At 47.5% G+C, this 15,053-nt stretch carries 17 protein-coding genes and 1 pseudogene; 10 read left to right on the top strand and 8 right to left on the bottom strand.

Annotated elements, in window-relative coordinates; translation table 11 throughout:
* Nucleotides 1-495 precede the first annotated feature (495 nt).
* Nucleotides 496-1,926, bottom strand: a complete 1,431-nt coding sequence (locus DESLBE_RS13630) for a sigma 54-interacting transcriptional regulator (RefSeq protein ID WP_144677296.1) — start codon at nt 1,924-1,926, stop codon at nt 496-498.
* A gap of 362 nt (nt 1,927-2,288) precedes the next feature.
* Here DESLBE_RS13630 and DESLBE_RS13635 point away from each other — a divergent pair, with 362 nt between their 5' ends.
* Together DESLBE_RS13635 and DESLBE_RS13640 are read left to right on the top strand one after the other, a co-directional pair.
* Nucleotides 2,289-3,593 (top strand): acetyl-CoA hydrolase/transferase C-terminal domain-containing protein, encoded by a 1,305-nt coding sequence (locus DESLBE_RS13635; protein ID WP_144677298.1) that lies wholly within the window; start codon nt 2,289-2,291, stop codon nt 3,591-3,593.
* 18 nt (nt 3,594-3,611) lie between these two features.
* Nucleotides 3,612-4,919 (top strand): thiolase family protein, encoded by a 1,308-nt coding sequence (locus DESLBE_RS13640; protein ID WP_144677300.1) that lies wholly within the window; start codon nt 3,612-3,614, stop codon nt 4,917-4,919.
* A gap of 418 nt (nt 4,920-5,337) precedes the next feature.
* On the opposite strand, the gene DESLBE_RS26585 is transcribed toward DESLBE_RS13640, so the two are convergent.
* Nucleotides 5,338-5,484, bottom strand: a complete 147-nt coding sequence (locus tag DESLBE_RS26585) for a hypothetical protein (RefSeq protein ID WP_172625435.1) — start codon at nt 5,482-5,484, stop codon at nt 5,338-5,340.
* Between the two features lie 108 nt (nt 5,485-5,592).
* Between DESLBE_RS26585 and DESLBE_RS13645 the strand changes: the two genes are divergently transcribed.
* The 7 genes from DESLBE_RS13645 (at nt 5,593) to DESLBE_RS13675 (ending at nt 9,361) form a co-directional block, all read left to right on the top strand.
* A complete protein-coding gene (locus DESLBE_RS13645) occupies nt 5,593-5,814 on the top strand; it encodes a helix-turn-helix transcriptional regulator (RefSeq protein ID WP_011459191.1) in 222 nt (73 codons plus the stop codon).
* A 350-nt stretch (nt 5,815-6,164) separates the two neighbouring features.
* A complete protein-coding gene (locus DESLBE_RS13650) occupies nt 6,165-6,473 on the top strand; it encodes an AbrB/MazE/SpoVT family DNA-binding domain-containing protein (RefSeq protein ID WP_144677302.1) in 309 nt (102 codons plus the stop codon).
* Nucleotides 6,442-6,699, top strand: coding sequence for a DNA helicase (locus DESLBE_RS27045; protein ID WP_144677304.1), 258 nt, complete (start codon nt 6,442-6,444; stop codon nt 6,697-6,699). Before DESLBE_RS13650 ends, DESLBE_RS27045 begins: the two co-directional genes overlap by 32 nt.
* Nucleotides 6,700-7,154: 455 nt before the next feature.
* Complete coding sequence (locus tag DESLBE_RS13660) at nt 7,155-7,988, top strand: class I SAM-dependent methyltransferase (RefSeq protein ID WP_144677306.1); 834 nt, start codon at nt 7,155-7,157, stop codon at nt 7,986-7,988.
* Between the two features lie 26 nt (nt 7,989-8,014).
* The gene (locus DESLBE_RS13665) at nt 8,015-8,659 is read left to right on the top strand and encodes a VOC family protein (protein WP_144677308.1); all 645 of its coding nucleotides are present in this window, start codon (nt 8,015-8,017) and stop codon (nt 8,657-8,659) included.
* A 187-nt stretch (nt 8,660-8,846) separates the two neighbouring features.
* Nucleotides 8,847-9,041 (top strand): DUF2281 domain-containing protein, encoded by a 195-nt coding sequence (locus DESLBE_RS13670; protein WP_144677310.1) that lies wholly within the window; start codon nt 8,847-8,849, stop codon nt 9,039-9,041.
* On the top strand, nt 9,026-9,361 hold the full coding sequence (locus tag DESLBE_RS13675) for a type II toxin-antitoxin system PemK/MazF family toxin (RefSeq protein WP_144677311.1): 336 nt from the start codon (nt 9,026-9,028) through the stop codon (nt 9,359-9,361). The genes DESLBE_RS13670 and DESLBE_RS13675 overlap by 16 nt, the downstream gene beginning before the upstream one ends.
* A gap of 144 nt (nt 9,362-9,505) precedes the next feature.
* Here the strand turns inward: DESLBE_RS13675 and DESLBE_RS13680 are convergent, their stop codons facing one another.
* The 3 genes from DESLBE_RS13680 to DESLBE_RS13690 are packed head-to-tail and all read right to left on the bottom strand — an operon-like array spanning nt 9,506 to nt 10,822.
* Nucleotides 9,506-9,835 (bottom strand): CGGC domain-containing protein, encoded by a 330-nt coding sequence (locus tag DESLBE_RS13680; protein ID WP_144677313.1) that lies wholly within the window; start codon nt 9,833-9,835, stop codon nt 9,506-9,508.
* 41 nt (nt 9,836-9,876) lie between these two features.
* On the bottom strand, nt 9,877-10,566 hold the full coding sequence (locus DESLBE_RS13685) for a CDGSH iron-sulfur domain-containing protein (protein ID WP_144677315.1): 690 nt from the start codon (nt 10,564-10,566) through the stop codon (nt 9,877-9,879).
* A gap of 49 nt (nt 10,567-10,615) precedes the next feature.
* On the bottom strand, nt 10,616-10,822 hold the full coding sequence (locus DESLBE_RS13690) for a hypothetical protein (protein ID WP_144677317.1): 207 nt from the start codon (nt 10,820-10,822) through the stop codon (nt 10,616-10,618).
* Nucleotides 10,823-11,124: 302 nt separating this feature from the next.
* Between DESLBE_RS13690 and DESLBE_RS13695 the strand changes: the two genes are divergently transcribed.
* The gene (locus DESLBE_RS13695) at nt 11,125-12,168 is read left to right on the top strand and encodes a hypothetical protein (protein WP_144677319.1); all 1,044 of its coding nucleotides are present in this window, start codon (nt 11,125-11,127) and stop codon (nt 12,166-12,168) included.
* Nucleotides 12,169-12,207: 39 nt separating this feature from the next.
* On the opposite strand, the gene DESLBE_RS13700 is transcribed toward DESLBE_RS13695, so the two are convergent.
* The 3 genes and pseudogenes from DESLBE_RS13700 to DESLBE_RS27050 form a co-directional block, all read right to left on the bottom strand.
* A complete protein-coding gene (locus DESLBE_RS13700; protein WP_144677321.1) occupies nt 12,208-13,314 on the bottom strand; it encodes an iron-containing alcohol dehydrogenase family protein in 1,107 nt (368 codons plus the stop codon).
* A gap of 367 nt (nt 13,315-13,681) precedes the next feature.
* Entirely contained in the window at nt 13,682-13,987 is a 306-nt protein-coding gene (locus DESLBE_RS13705; RefSeq protein WP_144677323.1) for a type II toxin-antitoxin system VapC family toxin, read from the bottom strand.
* Between the two features lie 96 nt (nt 13,988-14,083).
* A pseudogene (locus DESLBE_RS27050) lies at nt 14,084-15,053 on the bottom strand (collagen-like protein); the annotation flags it as partial.

The following is a 15,053-nucleotide window of genomic DNA, read 5'->3' on the forward strand; positions in this document are numbered from 1 at the left end:
CATGATGGAGCGTGAGAGACAGAAGGAACAGCGTCTCATCAGACAACTTCAAGCAAAGGGCTATCAGGTTTTACAAGCCAGCTGAAGAATAACCCAATGCAAAGTAGGAATCTATTTTCGTAAGAAAGCAGCGGAGTTTGGCGACGAAAGTGTCCGGTGACGAAAGCCGAATGAGGCTTTCGCCCAAGCCGCAGTACCGCAGACGAAAACCGCGCGGCGCAGGTCAATTTCGCTCAAGGCGGAACTCCCCAAAGGATACTTATCCGCCGCAGATGCTGTTAAGAAAGCGAGTTGACCAGCCCCGGAGCTATGGAGAGAGTGTTGTGCATAAAGCTACGCGACCCGAGCAGCGCTTTTTTATCCTCTGCTGTGCCACCCGTGGCAGGCTTTTCTACCCTGAAAAAGACCCGGAAAGCTGATAGTAAAAAGGAAGCCTCTCCTGGCCTTAAACGGCTGGAGAGGCTTCCTTCCTTCTTATTTTTTTATGTTCAACGTTCAATCCTGATCCCTCAGCTGGACCACCTGAACCTTGCGGTAGATGGCTGAGCGGTCAATACCCAATATCCGTGCGGCTTCACTTACGCACCCCTGGCAGTCCTGCAGGGTATTCTTAATATACTCCTGCTCCACTTGACTCATGACCTTTTTGAGAGGGGCTTTAGCCTTGACCTGAATGCGCAAGGTCCCCTTCTCCTCCTGATTGGAGCCTGCGGCACGATTGCCCGGCGGATTGGGCATTTCTTCAACCTGGTAATCGATGACCCGGCCCCTGGTAGTGATCGCCAGGCGCTCAATCAAATTGCGCAATTCGCGGACATTTCCGGGCCAGCTGTAGTTCAGAAACCCCTTGAGGGTTTCCGTTGAAAACACCTTGTCGTATCCATATTTTTTATTGAGTTCCTTCAATAAGACATCGCTGATGGCCATAATATCCTCCGGGCGGTCCCGCAGGGGCGCCAGCTGAAGAGGCACCACATTGATGCGGTAAAAAAGATCTTCCCGGAAGGTTTTATGCTCAACCATCTTCTTTAAATCACGGTTTGTGGCACAAATCAGGCGAAAGTCCACTTTGCGCGAATGGATGCCCCCCAGTCTTCTCACCTCGCCGTTCTCCAGAACCCGCAATAATTTGGCCTGCAGGACAAGGGGCATCTCCCCGATCTCATCCAGGAAAATGGTTCCCCGATCGGCCAGTTCAAATAAGCCGGGTTTTCCTTTGGCATCGGCGCCGGTAAAGGAGCCTTTTTCATAACCAAACAACTCTGCTTCAATCAGGTTTTCAGGAATGGCTGAACAATTCACGGTGATAAAGGCTTCCTTGGCCCGGCGGCTGATACTGTAGATATATTTGGCCAGTATTTCCTTGCCTGTACCGGATTCGCCGTACAACAGGACAGAAGACTCGGTAGGGCCTACCCAGTTGGCCTCCAGCAACAGATTCTTCATGGCGGTACTCTCGGCGACCAGATGCCGGTCCTTAACCCCTTGCTCCCTGAGGTACTGGACCTCCTCTTTATAGCGCTGCACAAGTTCCCGCTCTTTATCTAACGTCTGGGCCAGTTTCACCAGGGTATCCCGGTCCCGGCTGTTGCTGATGACCATGGTGATATTGCCCTGGCTATCGAATAAGGGCCGGCTGGTGCACATCAGATTGATCCCGTCCCTGGTTTTGATCATTCCGGTCACGGTGGTTCTTTTTTCAATGGCTTCCAGGGCTATGGATTTATCCCAATGCCCTTGTTCAACTAGCTCCCGGATATTTCTACCGACCATTTGGGTAATCGTCAGGTTCAGCAGCCGTTCGGCCGTAGGATTGGCCATTAAGATATTCCCCTCAGCATCGGTAACAAAAATGGAATCATAAGAATTATCCATGACTTCTTCAAGGGAATAGGAGTTGCTGGGCATGGTACTCGGCTCAATCATTGATCATTCACCCTTTTTATATTAATTCTCATATTGATTCTCATGATTCTTTGGTGAGAACAGTCGCTGTCGCTCTGGATCGCTATTTGGATCACTATAAATCAATTATAAGTGATTATAATTTTTTGAACAATACTCTCCGGCTTAATCCGTCGTATTTATTACACATGTCGCAAAATAACCACATTCCGCGTTGCAGTATTACAATAGCTATCCTGTCACCGGAAATACAGTACCCCTCATTTCACTCCCGGAAGCTCTCTCCACCGGGTTTTTCCTTGACTGCCCCGGCGGTTGGCATGGTTATTGCTACAGATTGAGTTCAGACAAACATTTTATAGCTGGAGAGGAGCGTCTAACCCATGGATTGGAAAATAACGTATAAGAAGCGTTTAACAACTGCTGATGAAGCCGTAAAAGTCGTTCAATCGGGCGATTTTGTGATACCCGGCCATGCGGCAAGCGAATCGGAGCTGCTGGTCAGTGCTCTCGTCAAACGTTACCGGGAGTTGGAGAATGTCACCATTATTCAAGGGGTGTCCCTGGGCAGCTCGCCTTACTGCCAACCGGAAATGGCAGGCCATTTTTTCTTAAGATCCATCTTCCTCGGCGCCAATACCCGGAAATCGGTCTGGGACAACCGGGGCGCCTTCTTCACCCTGATGTTTCATGAATTCCCCCGGGCTTTCCGGGAAGGCCATTTGCGGTCCGATGTCTTTATGACCATGGTCAGTCCTCCCGATGAGCATGGCTACTGCAGTCTGGGCATGTCGGTGGATCACTCCAAGGAGCTGGTGAAATGCGCCAAAACCGTGATCGCCGAGGTGAATCCTCATGTTCCGCGCACCTATGGCGATACTCTGGTCCATGTCAGTGATCTGGATTATATCGTGGAAAACGACGGTCCGATTCTGGAGCTGACCCGTTTTGCGGCCATGAACGACGTCACCCAGGCCATCGGCCGCCATGTGGCGGCGCTGATTCAAGACGGCGATACCCTGCAAATGGGTGCCGGGACCATTCCCGATGCCATCCTCTATTACCTCAAGGATAAGCGGGATCTGGGCATTCACACGGAGATGTTTTCCGACGGTCTGATCGAACTGATTGAGGCCGGCATCGTCAACGGCTCCAGGAAGACCCTGAATCCGGGAAAAATCGTCGTCACCTTTGCCCAGGGGACGAAGAGGGTTTACGACTATATCCATAACAATCCCCTGTTTGAGTTTCGCCCGGTGGATTATGTCAACAACCCCTGCGTCATTGCCCAGCATGACAATATGGTGGCCATCAATTCCGCTCTGGAGGTGGACTTAAGCGGCCAGGTCTGTGCTGAGGCCATTGGTCATCAGCAATACAGCGGTATCGGCGGCCAATTGGATTTTATCCGCGGCGCCGGGGCTGCCAAAAATGGCCGGCCCATCATCGTTCTTCAATCCTCAGCCAAAAACGGCACCGTATCCAGAATTTCCTGCAAGTTCAAGCCGGGAACCCCTGTCACCACCACCCGCAATGACGTGCGCTGGGTTGTGACGGAATACGGGGCTGTCAATCTGTATTGCAAATCGGACAGCGAAAGAGCGGCGGCGCTGATCAGCATTGCCCATCCCAACTTCAGAGAACAGCTGCAAGAGGAGTATCAGGCCATGTACGGCCGGGCTCTCTAGAATCAGGAGGTAAAGATTATGAGCTTTGTCAAAAGTAAAGAGGATATCGTTTGTGTCAGTGCCGTGCGGACTCCTTTCGGCAAATTCGGCGGCTCCATGAAGGATATCGATGTCTACGAACTGGGGGCCATTGCCATGAGCAAGGCTATGGCCAAAATCAGCCTGGACCCGGCTCTCATCGATGAGGTATGGTGGGGCAACGGCGATACCAGCAGCACCAAAGATCCCTTCACACCGGTGGTGGCGCGCCAGACCATGCTTAAAGCCGGCATCTCACCGGAGACCCCCTCCATCACCTACGACCAGGCCTGCACCTCAGCCCTGAGCACCGTTAAATACGGCGCCCGCAGCATCAAACTGGGGGAAGCCCAAATGGTCATGACCGGAGGTTCCACCAGCTTCAGCACGGTGCCCTTTTTGCTCCGGGATCTGCGCTGGGAAGGGAAAAAGCATTCTTCCTTTCTGGTGGAAGACCCGATTATTCCCTTGGGCTATAAGGATTATGCACCTGTAGCGGTAGATTCCGGCAACGTCGCTGTGGAGTACGGAGTATCCCGGCAGGAACAGGATGAGCTGGCCCTGGCCAGCCATGTCAAATACGGCCAGGCTTGGGAACGGGGATTTTTCAAGGGTGAAATGGAGCCCCTGGAGATTACGAAAAAGGACAAAAAAGGGAAAGTTCTCTCCGCCCAACTCCTGGCTAAAGATGAACAATACCGTCCTGAGATCAGTATGGAGAATCTGGCCCGCTTAAAACCCATTTTTGACAACCCGACCTGTACCGCAGGCAATGCTCCGGGAATGAATGACGGGGCTGCCGCTCAGATCATTACCACCCGGGAACATGCCGAAAAATTGGGCCTGCCGATTCTGTATACCCTGGTGGGGATTTCCGCCATCGCCCTGCAGCCGAGAATTATGCCGGTATCCCCTGCTTTCGCTATTAAGAAATGCCTGGATGAGGCCAAGCTGACTATCGACGACCTGAAGGTCATCGAAATCAATGAAGCCTTTGCCTGTGTTCCCTTGGTCTCCCTGAAACTCCTGGCCAATGAACGCTTCTTAACCAGCGACTATAAGGCGATGGTCAAAGAAGCTTCAGCCCAACCCATCCTGGATCATGATCCTGAGCGCTATCTGAAGCTGAAGGAAAAGCTCAACCCCAATGGCAGCGCTATCGCCGTAGGTCATCCTAACACGGCCAGCGGGGCCCGTCTGATGATGACAGCGGCCTATCAGCTCCGGGAAACAGGGGGAGGCTATGCCGCCTGTGCCATCTGCGGCGGTTTAACCCAGGGGGCCGGAGCGATCATCTGGGTGGAGTAAGCAATACGGGCGTTTACAATGGCCGAGAATCCCGGAAGATGTCTGGACACTCACGGAGCAGCAGTTTCGTTATAATTAGAGAATAAGACTTGGCATAACCAAGTCTTATTCTCTAATGTGTTCCTTTATCCAGTTAATTATATCCTTTTCGTCGATTATCCCTTCGTCGTCTTTTCAATACTTAGAACCCTGATCATTTTGCTAACTCCTCAAGGGCTTCACGATTTTCATTAATAACTGTCTCCATCAGGGTTTCAATTTCTCTTTGATCTTTAGTCTTTATGAATTAAACAAAGTCAATGACTTCTTGCTTTTTTTCTTCAGTCAATTGCTCAAACTCTTTTAGAAGCTTTTCTGCTAAAGTCATAGCACGCACCTCTTTTACATATTAACAATTATAATTATACTACATATGACCTTAGATAATCCTACTTAAATTTGTACCTGAAATGGTGCGCATATTTTTGCTGGTCTCCCCAATGACACAAAGGAATATCCCTCTTATTTTTGATAACTCGCCATGTTCCCTTTTATAATTAACTAATTTAAAAGCTTCTCGCTCCATAGACCCCTCCCGAACGCAAAGCAAATTATCCCCTCAACTTTAAGGGAATATCCCTTAAAATCAGTAAGGGATATTCCCTTACTGCATAATTATTGGGAGGTGATTACTGTGTATGAGAGAATCCGTAATATGCGGGAAGACATGGATATGACACAGTCCCAGATTGCAGAGCATCTGAATATTCATCAGACAACCTATTCTGATTATGAGATTGGCAAACTAAACATACCAGTGCAGGTTCTAGGAAAAATCGCGGACCTGTTTGGAACCAGCATTGACTATCTGGTAAACCGCACAGATGTCAAAAAACCCTATCCCCGCAGGAAGTAATTGTAGGCAGGATAAGCGGCAAAAGGAAAAACCGTTAAAGCACAGAGGTATTCGCCTCTGCCTTGACGGTTTTTTTCCTTTCATTCTCTTTCTTCCTATTCTATGACAGCATTCAGCCTGCTTTGACTTTGAATCGGTGTCAGATCAGGCTAAGGCGGTCCAAGAAAAGTCTTTGTCGGCCCATATGAGTGAAAACGTATTAGCAAAAGATTGGCTGCTCACAAAAGAAGATGACGCATGGAACGACAAGGATTTTTCGTCCAGGATCTTGTTGTTTTGATTTCATATGTTGACTTTTTCTGTATATCATGTCAAACTGTTATTACAGCTCAACTGAAAGGGTGATATCATTGGAGATCATACAACAAGTTCAAAAAAGAATGCTCGTAAGTCTGGCTCAAATTGCAAAAGATATCGATCTTCATGAGGGTGATTATCTAGCAATTGAAGAGCGTGACGGTGGGATTTTCCTTCGTCCTGTTACATGGATTGATAAAAGTCAAGCCTATATCTGGACAAAAGAATGGCAAGAAAAAATTCGCCGTTCGGAGGAAGATATGGCGGATGGAAATTATCAAACCTTTGAAAATATGGAGGATTGCATCAATGATTTGGAGGGAATGATCGATGCCCGTTCTAATAAAAACCAAGGGGTTTGATTTGGACTTCGCAAGTCTTTCCTTACTGGAAATGAAGCAAACGGTGAAAGCCCTTCGATTACTTGCCACAAATCCACGGCATCCTTCCCTCCAAACTCACAAAGTGAAAGGTACCTGCTTCATGGAAGCCTATGTCAATATGGATATTCGAATTCTCTTTGAACGAACAAGCGATACGATTATTTTAAAGGCTGTTGGCCATCATGATATTTTAAAAAATATGTAATCCGAGTTCCTGAAAATGGACTCGGATTATATTGGTAAGTTCAATCTCTGTATCATCAAACGAACTCTTGCATTAATCTAAGATGATACACGATTGTTAGTTAAGGAAAAACCGTTAAGGCACAGAGGTATTCGCCTCTGCCTTGACGGTTTTTAGTTTTACTTCATCTGAGACAGCAACCATCTTCTCTCCTTTGTAAGTTCAGTTTGCTTCACCCTGATATCGACCCCATTCACCGGAAGCAAATGGCTGTGAGCAGAAAGCGGCCCGCCTAAACGGGCAACGCTGTATCATAAGAATTTTCTTTTCATTTTCTTTCTTCCTTGTTAAAATAAGATCAGTTAGCAATTGCTAACTGATCTTATTCCTATGACAGCATTCAGCCTGCCCTAAGCTTTGAGCAGGTGTCGGATCAGCATAACCCTACAAAAAACTAAAGAAAGAAGGCCATCGGCATGAAAAATCAACCCGCCCTGGATACCCACAGTATCCAGAGTACCATGCTCCTGCCTCTTTGGGGGCGGGCTGCCGCCAGTGAGAAAAACCCCGACATTCTCTACGACCGGCAGGCTATCGAGATTATTAAGAACTGCGATTATGATTTTGACAGCGTTGCTAAAGTTTTCGGCGAGTTCAGCGGCATCTGCTATGTGGTGCGGGCCCGCCAAATTGACGATGCCATCCGCGCTTATATGCAGGCTCATCCCCGGGCTGTCATAGTCAATATCGGGGCCGGGCTGGACACCACCTTCTCCAGGGTGGATAACGGCCTGATCCGCTGGTACAATCTTGACCTGCCCGATGCCATTGCTTACCGGCAGAGCTTTATCCCCGATTCGGAGCGCAGTCAAAGCATTGCCAAGTCTTTCTTTGATACCGCCTGGTTTGAGGATGTTCACTTTACCCCGGAAGAGGGCATTATGTTCGTGGCCGGAGGGGTCTTCTATTATTTCCGGGAAGAAGAGCTGCGGGAAGTGGTGGCGGCCATGGCCCGGCGTTTTCCCGGGGGAGAGCTCTACTTCGATGCGGAATCGAAGCAAGCGGTAGATAAGTCCAACCGTATGGTGCAGAAAACCGGCAATCAGGGGGCTCCCATGTATTTTTACGTCAACGATGCCGCCGCTTTGAACAGCTGGGCACCGGAGATCAGCGTGGTTTCCTGCCTTGATTATTTTGCCGGGATTCCGCGGAGCAGGCAATGGAGCTGGCGGAGCCGCCTGATGGCCCGGGCCTCGGCCTGGATGGGCCTTATGAAATTCATTCACCTGCGTTTTTCCCATGAGAGGTAGAAAAACCGGCAAGGGGGTAAGTTTTTATGTTAAGAGTGAGTCATATCATCTACAAAGTGGATCATCTGCAGCAGGCTGTGGAGGATTTTCGCCGGCGGGGCTTTGAGGTGGAGTACGGCACGAAGCGCAGGCCTTATAACGCCCTTATCTATTTTTCCGAAGGCCCTTATCTGGAACTGTTAGCTTCCACCGGCATGCCCAAACCGCTGAAAAGGCTGCTGCGCTTTTTCGGCAAAGATGCCATGGTCGACCGGCTGGATTGTTGGGATTCCCATGGGGGAGGTCCTTGTGGTTTAGCGTTGGAAACACTCAAAAAAGACCTGAATGAAGAAAGAAAGGTACTGGAACGGCAGGGGCTGGGTTATTTTCTGATGAAATCCGGCCGCAACGATACTAAGGGCCGCAAGCTGCGTTTTACCGGCCTTTTTCCTGACGACATGCAAATTCCCTTTTTTATGACCTATTTCAATATTGACCCTAAGCCCCGGAACTTTACCCATCCCAATGGAGTGAAAAGGATCAGGAGCATTGCCTTTGGTACAGAAGAGCGCTATATTCCTCTGATTCGGGAGCTATGCTCTGACGAAATGCTCCACCTCTTTGTGGGGAAGGGTATTAAAGATATGGAATTCGAGTATGCCCCGGGCAGCACTCCCGTAAGCTTGGACTAGGCCAAGCACAGATGGGCCGGTTTGGCTGAGCTTTTAATCCAACGCTTAACTAAAGAAGCCAATCCGATATCACCGATATCACCGGCATAATTTAAGCGAAGTAACTGATGATCCTTTTATTTACTTTGTGGTATACTTATAATATATTGAAATGACCGATTCAATAATTTAGGCAGGGGTGAGAATAATGGAAAACCGCGAGGTTTTACTAAAAGAACTGGAGCAGATCCCTGAGCCCATTCTTGTTGAAATACTAAAGTATGTACGCTTTTTAAAGGCTAAAACAGCACAAGAAAAGTTTTTGTCAGCCCATATGAGCGAAAACGTATTAGCAAAAGATTGGCTGCTCCCGGAGGAAGATGACGCATGGAACAATTTGTAAAAGGAGATGTTGTTGTTGTTCCTTTTCCGTTTTCTGATTTGACTCAAGCCAAAAGACGACCTGCCTTAGTTATTTCATCACTCAAGAGCGATGATCTTATCCTTTGCCAGATTACAAGCCAAAATGTAAGGGATGATTATGCAATAACTTTTGAAGACCAGGATATGAACGATGGCAAACTAGACAAAACGAGTAATGTTAGGCCTAATCGGTTATTTACTGCGGATCATCACATCGTTCTTTATCGTATTGGCAGTTTAACTCCGGCGAAAATGCAGGAAGTGATTGAACGTCTCGTTGATATTATTACACATGAATAATTCTCACATGGTTAAAAAAGTTTAAGAATTCAAAAATTAAAGATCATTATTAAAGCCACTGATTTTCATCAATGGCTTTTTCTGTGTCTATGACTTGGTAAGTTCCATGCTCACCCCGGCACGTGGATTAAATGCTTTTTCTGGTTAATGAGTCCAGTCGATGACCTGGACTTCAGAACCAACTTTTTTGACTACGGCTTCGTTAATCTGGGCAAAGTGGGGACAAGGAAAGCCAATGGGGTTGCCTTTTTTCATACAGGAGGCAAAGGCGATAATTTCCGCTCCCCGGTCTATCATCAGCTTGGCACGGGATATTGCTTTTTTACCGGGACAGCCTCCACAGGACAGGAAACCGACGACTTCCACCGGCCCAGTCTCGGCGAAGGCCAGTTTTCCTTCCTTGGCCACTTGGAAATCCGTCGTCCCTGGGCACATATCCTCTGTCTGCCGGCAGCGAATAATTCCAACTTTCATTGCAAATCCTCCATTTAGCCTGAGTGCTTTTAAAGTTCCTGTTAAAGTTCACCATCTGAAAATCCTATGGGAACATGGGTTGCATCACAAAAAGGCTTATTTCCCGACCGGCCGCAGCGGCATAAGGCAACTCTGTTTCTGACTTCATAAACTTCTCCGTCTGCCGATTCCAGGGGAATATAGCCTTTGACAAACAAGCCGCCGCTGACTCCCTTTTCCGGATCCTGAAGAACCTCAATGGCCGGCTCATATTCAGGTTCAATAGCTTTCCCTGTTTTATCCACCGCCGTCAATCTGCCGGCGAAGCATTCATTTGCGGACTTAATGGCCATTTCCCGGTATTCATCCTGATCTGAGTTTTCGATCAGTTCCCACACGATTCCCTTTTCAGTGTGGCAAAAACGGCCGAAGGCGCAGCGGTTATCATCCAAAAGGTCGAGACCGGGTCCTGTAAACACTTCGGCCCTGTCTTGATACTTTGCCCTTGAAGCTGTCTCCGTCCCTATAAAACTCGTCCCGACATGGGAGCCGTCGCAAAAAGGCGCATTTTTTGACTTCCCGCAGCGGCATAAGTAATATTCCTCGCTGGGAGGGAACCTGCGTCCTTCTTTAAATTCATAGCCTTTTCCCTTGGGTGTGATGATTTTCTCGGACAAGGGCACATTGCCTGTAACCCAATAGGGTCCGTTTTTAATAATTTTGATCTTGCCTGCTTTTAGGTCTTTTGACATGGGTTAGCATCCCTTCCCTATCAGGTTGGAAACTATGATGGATATCATTCTATACCGCCCAATCGGATACACAAGGATATCCATCATAAAATTTTTCCTGTTTCATTCTTTTTCTGTTGTACTTGGTTTTGTCCTGATGAACCCCTGTACCCTGTCTGACGACTGCCATTGAAGCATTCATTTTATTGGGGGAGCGTTTGATCAGCTCCAAGGGCTTGATAACACCGATGGTCTGTTTCTTCTTTTTTGTGCTCATGTTACACTCTCCTTGTCATAATAATACCTGCTAATTTCAGTATAGCATTTTTTTAGAATATTTCAAAGGACGCCAGGATAAATATGGTAAGCAGGGCAAATTCCCAAGCGCTTGGGAATTTAAGGCGACTTTTCCGACAGGGTTCTTCCTTATCTAATGCGCGTGGCTGCCAAGAGCTTTTAGAAACACAAGAAGTCACTATAAAATATTGGAATGTGTTATAATTTTTACAAGATTCAAGCCCACCAAACGCGCCTCTGGAAATAGGGAGGCTCGTTGGCGAAAATTAAGGAGGATGGAACATGAATATTGGCTATTTGCAGGAAACCCTCTCCAGCATTACCGAAGTAAAGCCCCTGGGCAAAACGGCTGAAGTCAATGGGGTTCTCTGCCATATTATCGGCCTTGTCCGCTATGGGGATATCCTGCGCCTTGCTGCTCTGCAGTACGACGATGAGTTTGCCGAACGTGCCGAGGCTGCTGAAATCGCGGAATTGAACGGGCTGCATGAAAAACCGGAAACTAACCGGGAGCGCCTGCGCGGTGACAGGAGCCTTGATATGACCGATATTTTTCATGCTGTACAAACCATCCGCATCGGCGAAAAGCAGTTTGAGATTAATGAAATGGGAACCAGCCGCTGTGATTGGAAAAATTGGCAGATTCCGGTGCTGCTTACCGAGTTTTTAAAGCAGGGCTGGCATCCGGCCGGCCTTGAGTATCAAAGTATGGAAAACTTGTTTTTGACTTTTATGCGGCTTTCGGGAGACTATGACTGCCTGCCGGATGTTGGTGAAAATCCGGCCGTGCAGCTTACCTTCCGGCGGGAACACATTCCCCATCCGGTTGAACAGCCTTTGACGCTGTCTGTGGGCACTGACTATCCGGACAAACTGTATTTTCAAGATAAAAACACGGGTGAAAAGCATTGGGTGCAGATCAACCGTGTTTATCTTGCGGATATGTGGGCGGAAATGAGGCAAACCTTTAATGATCCCCGTCTGACAGAACAATTCAGCGCTGCCGAGCTTGCTGAGCATCAAGGGGAGTTTGAGCGCCGCTTTGCCACAATTTGTCCCCAGGGTATGTGCTTTCCTGTGATCGAATATGAGTGCGAAGAGGATCTATATCTGCAATTCTATTCCCAGGAATGGCTGGATAACCTTCCGCAGAGTAACAGTTCCTGTATAGGGTTTATTATGAAACCGGACAAAAAAACAGGGATTTCCGGACTTCCCCTTAAAGCTGCCGTGATCGAGGAACCCATGCTAGCGGACCGCCGGATCATTGACACAGAGCTGTTTTCCTGCAGTCTGCCGCGGCAATATGATGATGTGATTTTATAAGGGTAAAAAATACAACGCCCCTAAAACATGACACCGTTGTCATTCTCTATGCTCGCAGAGGCTCCTGTAATAAATCCCCACAATATCTTCCAGCTCCACTGCTTCGGGATGATTTTTCAACTTATCCTTATTGGCCATAAAATTCTTTGCATACTCCCTTATTTCTTCCTCTGCTATCTCAATCCTTACCTTGAGCAATTTTTTAAAGATTCCTTCCAGTTCTGTCAAGTCATCCAGCTGCAAAATGCTCAGCATTTTTTTAATCTTTCTTTGATCCTGGAAGGATTTCAAATACTCCATTGTTAAAATACTATTCGCCAGTCCATGGGGCAGCCCCTTATGATAAGTAAGGGCATAACCCATCCCATGGGGCAGGGAAGTGCCACTTTGGGATATGAGCATTCCAGCTAAGGTTGATGCCAGCATCATCTTCCTGCGGAATTCTTTATCCAGTTCATTATTGAGTAATCTATCAAAGCAGTCTTTAAATAATTCAAACCCCTTTTCACCATAGATATCAGACATGGACGTACTTTTAGAGCTTAAATATCCTTCCACTAAATGGGTAAAAGCATCCAAGGCGGTATTAACCGTTATATCATAAGGCAAGTCATAGGTATATTTGCAGTCCAAAAAGGCAACTTTGGGGAAAATCCTTTGCCCTAAATTCTTCTTTGTCCTTTCTTTGTTTGACGTAATGATACTGTATTGAGTGACTTCCGAGCCTGTCCCTGCAGTGGTTGCCACGACGACCACAGGGATGCTGGCAAGCTTTTGGCCGCTAAAGATATTATCCTTAGTGATTTCAGGATTCTTTATAAATACTGCGATAGCTTTGGCAGCATCCATAGGGGAGCCGCCGCCTATGCCTATCACAAAATCCGCCTTGTTTGCTTTACCTATGGCACCAGCCTTTTCAATGGTTTCTAAAGATGGATTCTGCTCTACTTCATCAAAGAGAAAGTATTCTACTCCTGTTTCTGAAAGGGCTTTCGTCACTTCATCGTAGGAACCATTGTTTTTTGCAGAACTTCTCCCCGTGACAATTAAAGCCTTACTGCCTATTGTTTTAAACACTTCTTGATGTTTCAAAACCACATCTTCACCAAAATATATTTCGGTGGGCATAAAATATCTGAACTCCATATTATCTTCTCTCCTCAATTTACCGGATAGCTTAGATCCTACTAGTTTCTGAAGCTACCAGGAATAGATCTCTTGGTTTTAGGCTGAACTTCGTTAATTATATCATTACCATCTATGACAAGGCCACTTAAGATACCATTTCATCATCCTTTGCAACCGATGCTTCGTTGCCCAGCCTTACTACTTTAATGCTGTAGTTTCAGAGACAACCAAGAAGCCAATCCGATATCATGTGCCGATGATATTGGATTGGCCTCTTTAATTTAATATGAACAATAATATGCCCTGTTGTAATGTGCATTGTTCCCCGACAATTAAAAATGGAGCTTTCTTTATCAATAATTGTATTTGAGATCTATGCCCTTCTTTATCGCAAATCCTGGGGCCTGTAAAACTCGCATTCCAACTTCCTGAAATCCGCAGCATTCCAGGTTAATACGGATAACGCCGGGCTTCTTGACCTCTCAGCCAAGTAAACATCTACCAAATCGACATTTACCCTACGGAAACGGGCCAGCACACGCTGCACTAAGCCGTCCTCTTCAAGTTCAACTCCATCAGCTTCGATAAAGTCCTCAAATACTCCCAATATCATCTTTTTGTCAAAGTTATATATCTTGCGCAGGACCCAGTAAGCTTCAACTAATACAATCGATAAAACGTGAAGAATCAAGTTAGACTGTTTCTCAACAGCAGAGACCTGTACCTAAAAAAATCAGAGCCACCCGTTTGGCCGGTGGCCCTGATTTGCGGTAGGAGTAAAACAAATTTATCTTTGGTCACTGATACTGGCATCGCTGTTGTTCGCAGCCAGGTCAGCTAAGGGATCATAAGGAGGACCGGCGATCGTACCAACCAGCAAGGCTATATCCACTGCATTTTCCGGGCTGCCCCATGAGTTACCCGATAAAACGACAACTGCTCTGTCCACAACAAATCCACGGGTATTATACACCACATTATCGATGATATACCCTGTCGTATTGGGATTCAAATAAGCCGGCTGTCTCAGAAAATAGAAAATATTATTTTGAACCGTCAAATTCTGCATATTATTTGCTTGCGTCACGAATCCGCGATTTACAACCCAGGTATCTGACGGCCCCGCTTGAGGCGGTCCATAAAAATAGTTGTTTATAAGCTTATGATTGCTTCCTCCAAGCTGAATAAATGGAACCGCATACGGATTATCGCTGGTAATCGTCAAGCCATCTATGGTCACTCCACTACCCGTGACAGCGAAGGGAATTACCGCGGCCTGAAGTTCAATCAGCGTATTAGGGTACCCTTTCAGGGTTACTCCTGCTTTATTCACCGATATTGTCGCTGTAATCGGATAAGTCCCGCCCAGAATATGAACGGTTCCTGTCGGTGATACCGCTGTGACGCCCTGTTGTATCGTTTCAAATGGACTGGCCTGTGTGCCGTCCCCGCCGACTGCCCCAGCTTGCACATAGACTGCAAATGGATTAGGCTCGAATGTGCCGGTAGCACCGGTTTCGCCTGTTGCTCCAGTCGGTCCGGTGGGGCCAGTTTCGCCTGTTGCACCTGTCGGCCCGGTTTCGCCAGTCGGCCCCGTAGGACCACCGGATTCTCCCGCAGGTCCAGTTGCACCCGTTGCGCCAGTAGGACCGGTAGGACCGCCAGGTTCTCCGGCGGGGCCAGTCGCGCCTGTTGCTCCTGTTTCTCCTGCTGGACCTGTCACACCGGTCGCTCCTGTTTCTCCTGCCGGACCTGTC

The organism is Desulfitobacterium sp. LBE, assembly GCF_007830365.1.
Classification (GTDB): Bacteria; Bacillota; Desulfitobacteriia; order Desulfitobacteriales; family Desulfitobacteriaceae; genus Desulfitobacterium; species Desulfitobacterium hafniense.

Coding starts and splice junctions, on each gene's coding strand:
- DESLBE_RS13635 (WP_144677298.1), top strand. CDS start 2,289: ATGGATTGGAAAATAACGTATAAGAAGCGTTTAACAACTGCTGATGAA.
- DESLBE_RS13630 (WP_144677296.1), bottom strand. CDS start 1,926: ATGATTGAGCCGAGTACCATGCCCAGCAACTCCTATTCCCTTGAAGAA.
- DESLBE_RS13685 (WP_144677315.1), bottom strand. CDS start 10,566: ATGTCAAAAGACCTAAAAGCAGGCAAGATCAAAATTATTAAAAACGGA.
- DESLBE_RS13665 (WP_144677308.1), top strand. CDS start 8,015: ATGTTAAGAGTGAGTCATATCATCTACAAAGTGGATCATCTGCAGCAG.
- DESLBE_RS13695 (WP_144677319.1), top strand. CDS start 11,125: ATGAATATTGGCTATTTGCAGGAAACCCTCTCCAGCATTACCGAAGTA.
- DESLBE_RS13660 (WP_144677306.1), top strand. CDS start 7,155: ATGAAAAATCAACCCGCCCTGGATACCCACAGTATCCAGAGTACCATG.
- DESLBE_RS13700 (WP_144677321.1), bottom strand. CDS start 13,314: ATGGAGTTCAGATATTTTATGCCCACCGAAATATATTTTGGTGAAGAT.
- DESLBE_RS13690 (WP_144677317.1), bottom strand. CDS start 10,822: ATGAGCACAAAAAAGAAGAAACAGACCATCGGTGTTATCAAGCCCTTG.
- DESLBE_RS13680 (WP_144677313.1), bottom strand. CDS start 9,835: ATGAAAGTTGGAATTATTCGCTGCCGGCAGACAGAGGATATGTGCCCA.
- DESLBE_RS13670 (WP_144677310.1), top strand. CDS start 8,847: ATGGAAAACCGCGAGGTTTTACTAAAAGAACTGGAGCAGATCCCTGAG.
- DESLBE_RS13675 (WP_144677311.1), top strand. CDS start 9,026: ATGGAACAATTTGTAAAAGGAGATGTTGTTGTTGTTCCTTTTCCGTTT.
- DESLBE_RS27045 (WP_144677304.1), top strand. CDS start 6,442: ATGCCCGTTCTAATAAAAACCAAGGGGTTTGATTTGGACTTCGCAAGT.
- DESLBE_RS26585 (WP_172625435.1), bottom strand. CDS start 5,484: ATGGAGCGAGAAGCTTTTAAATTAGTTAATTATAAAAGGGAACATGGC.
- DESLBE_RS13640 (WP_144677300.1), top strand. CDS start 3,612: ATGAGCTTTGTCAAAAGTAAAGAGGATATCGTTTGTGTCAGTGCCGTG.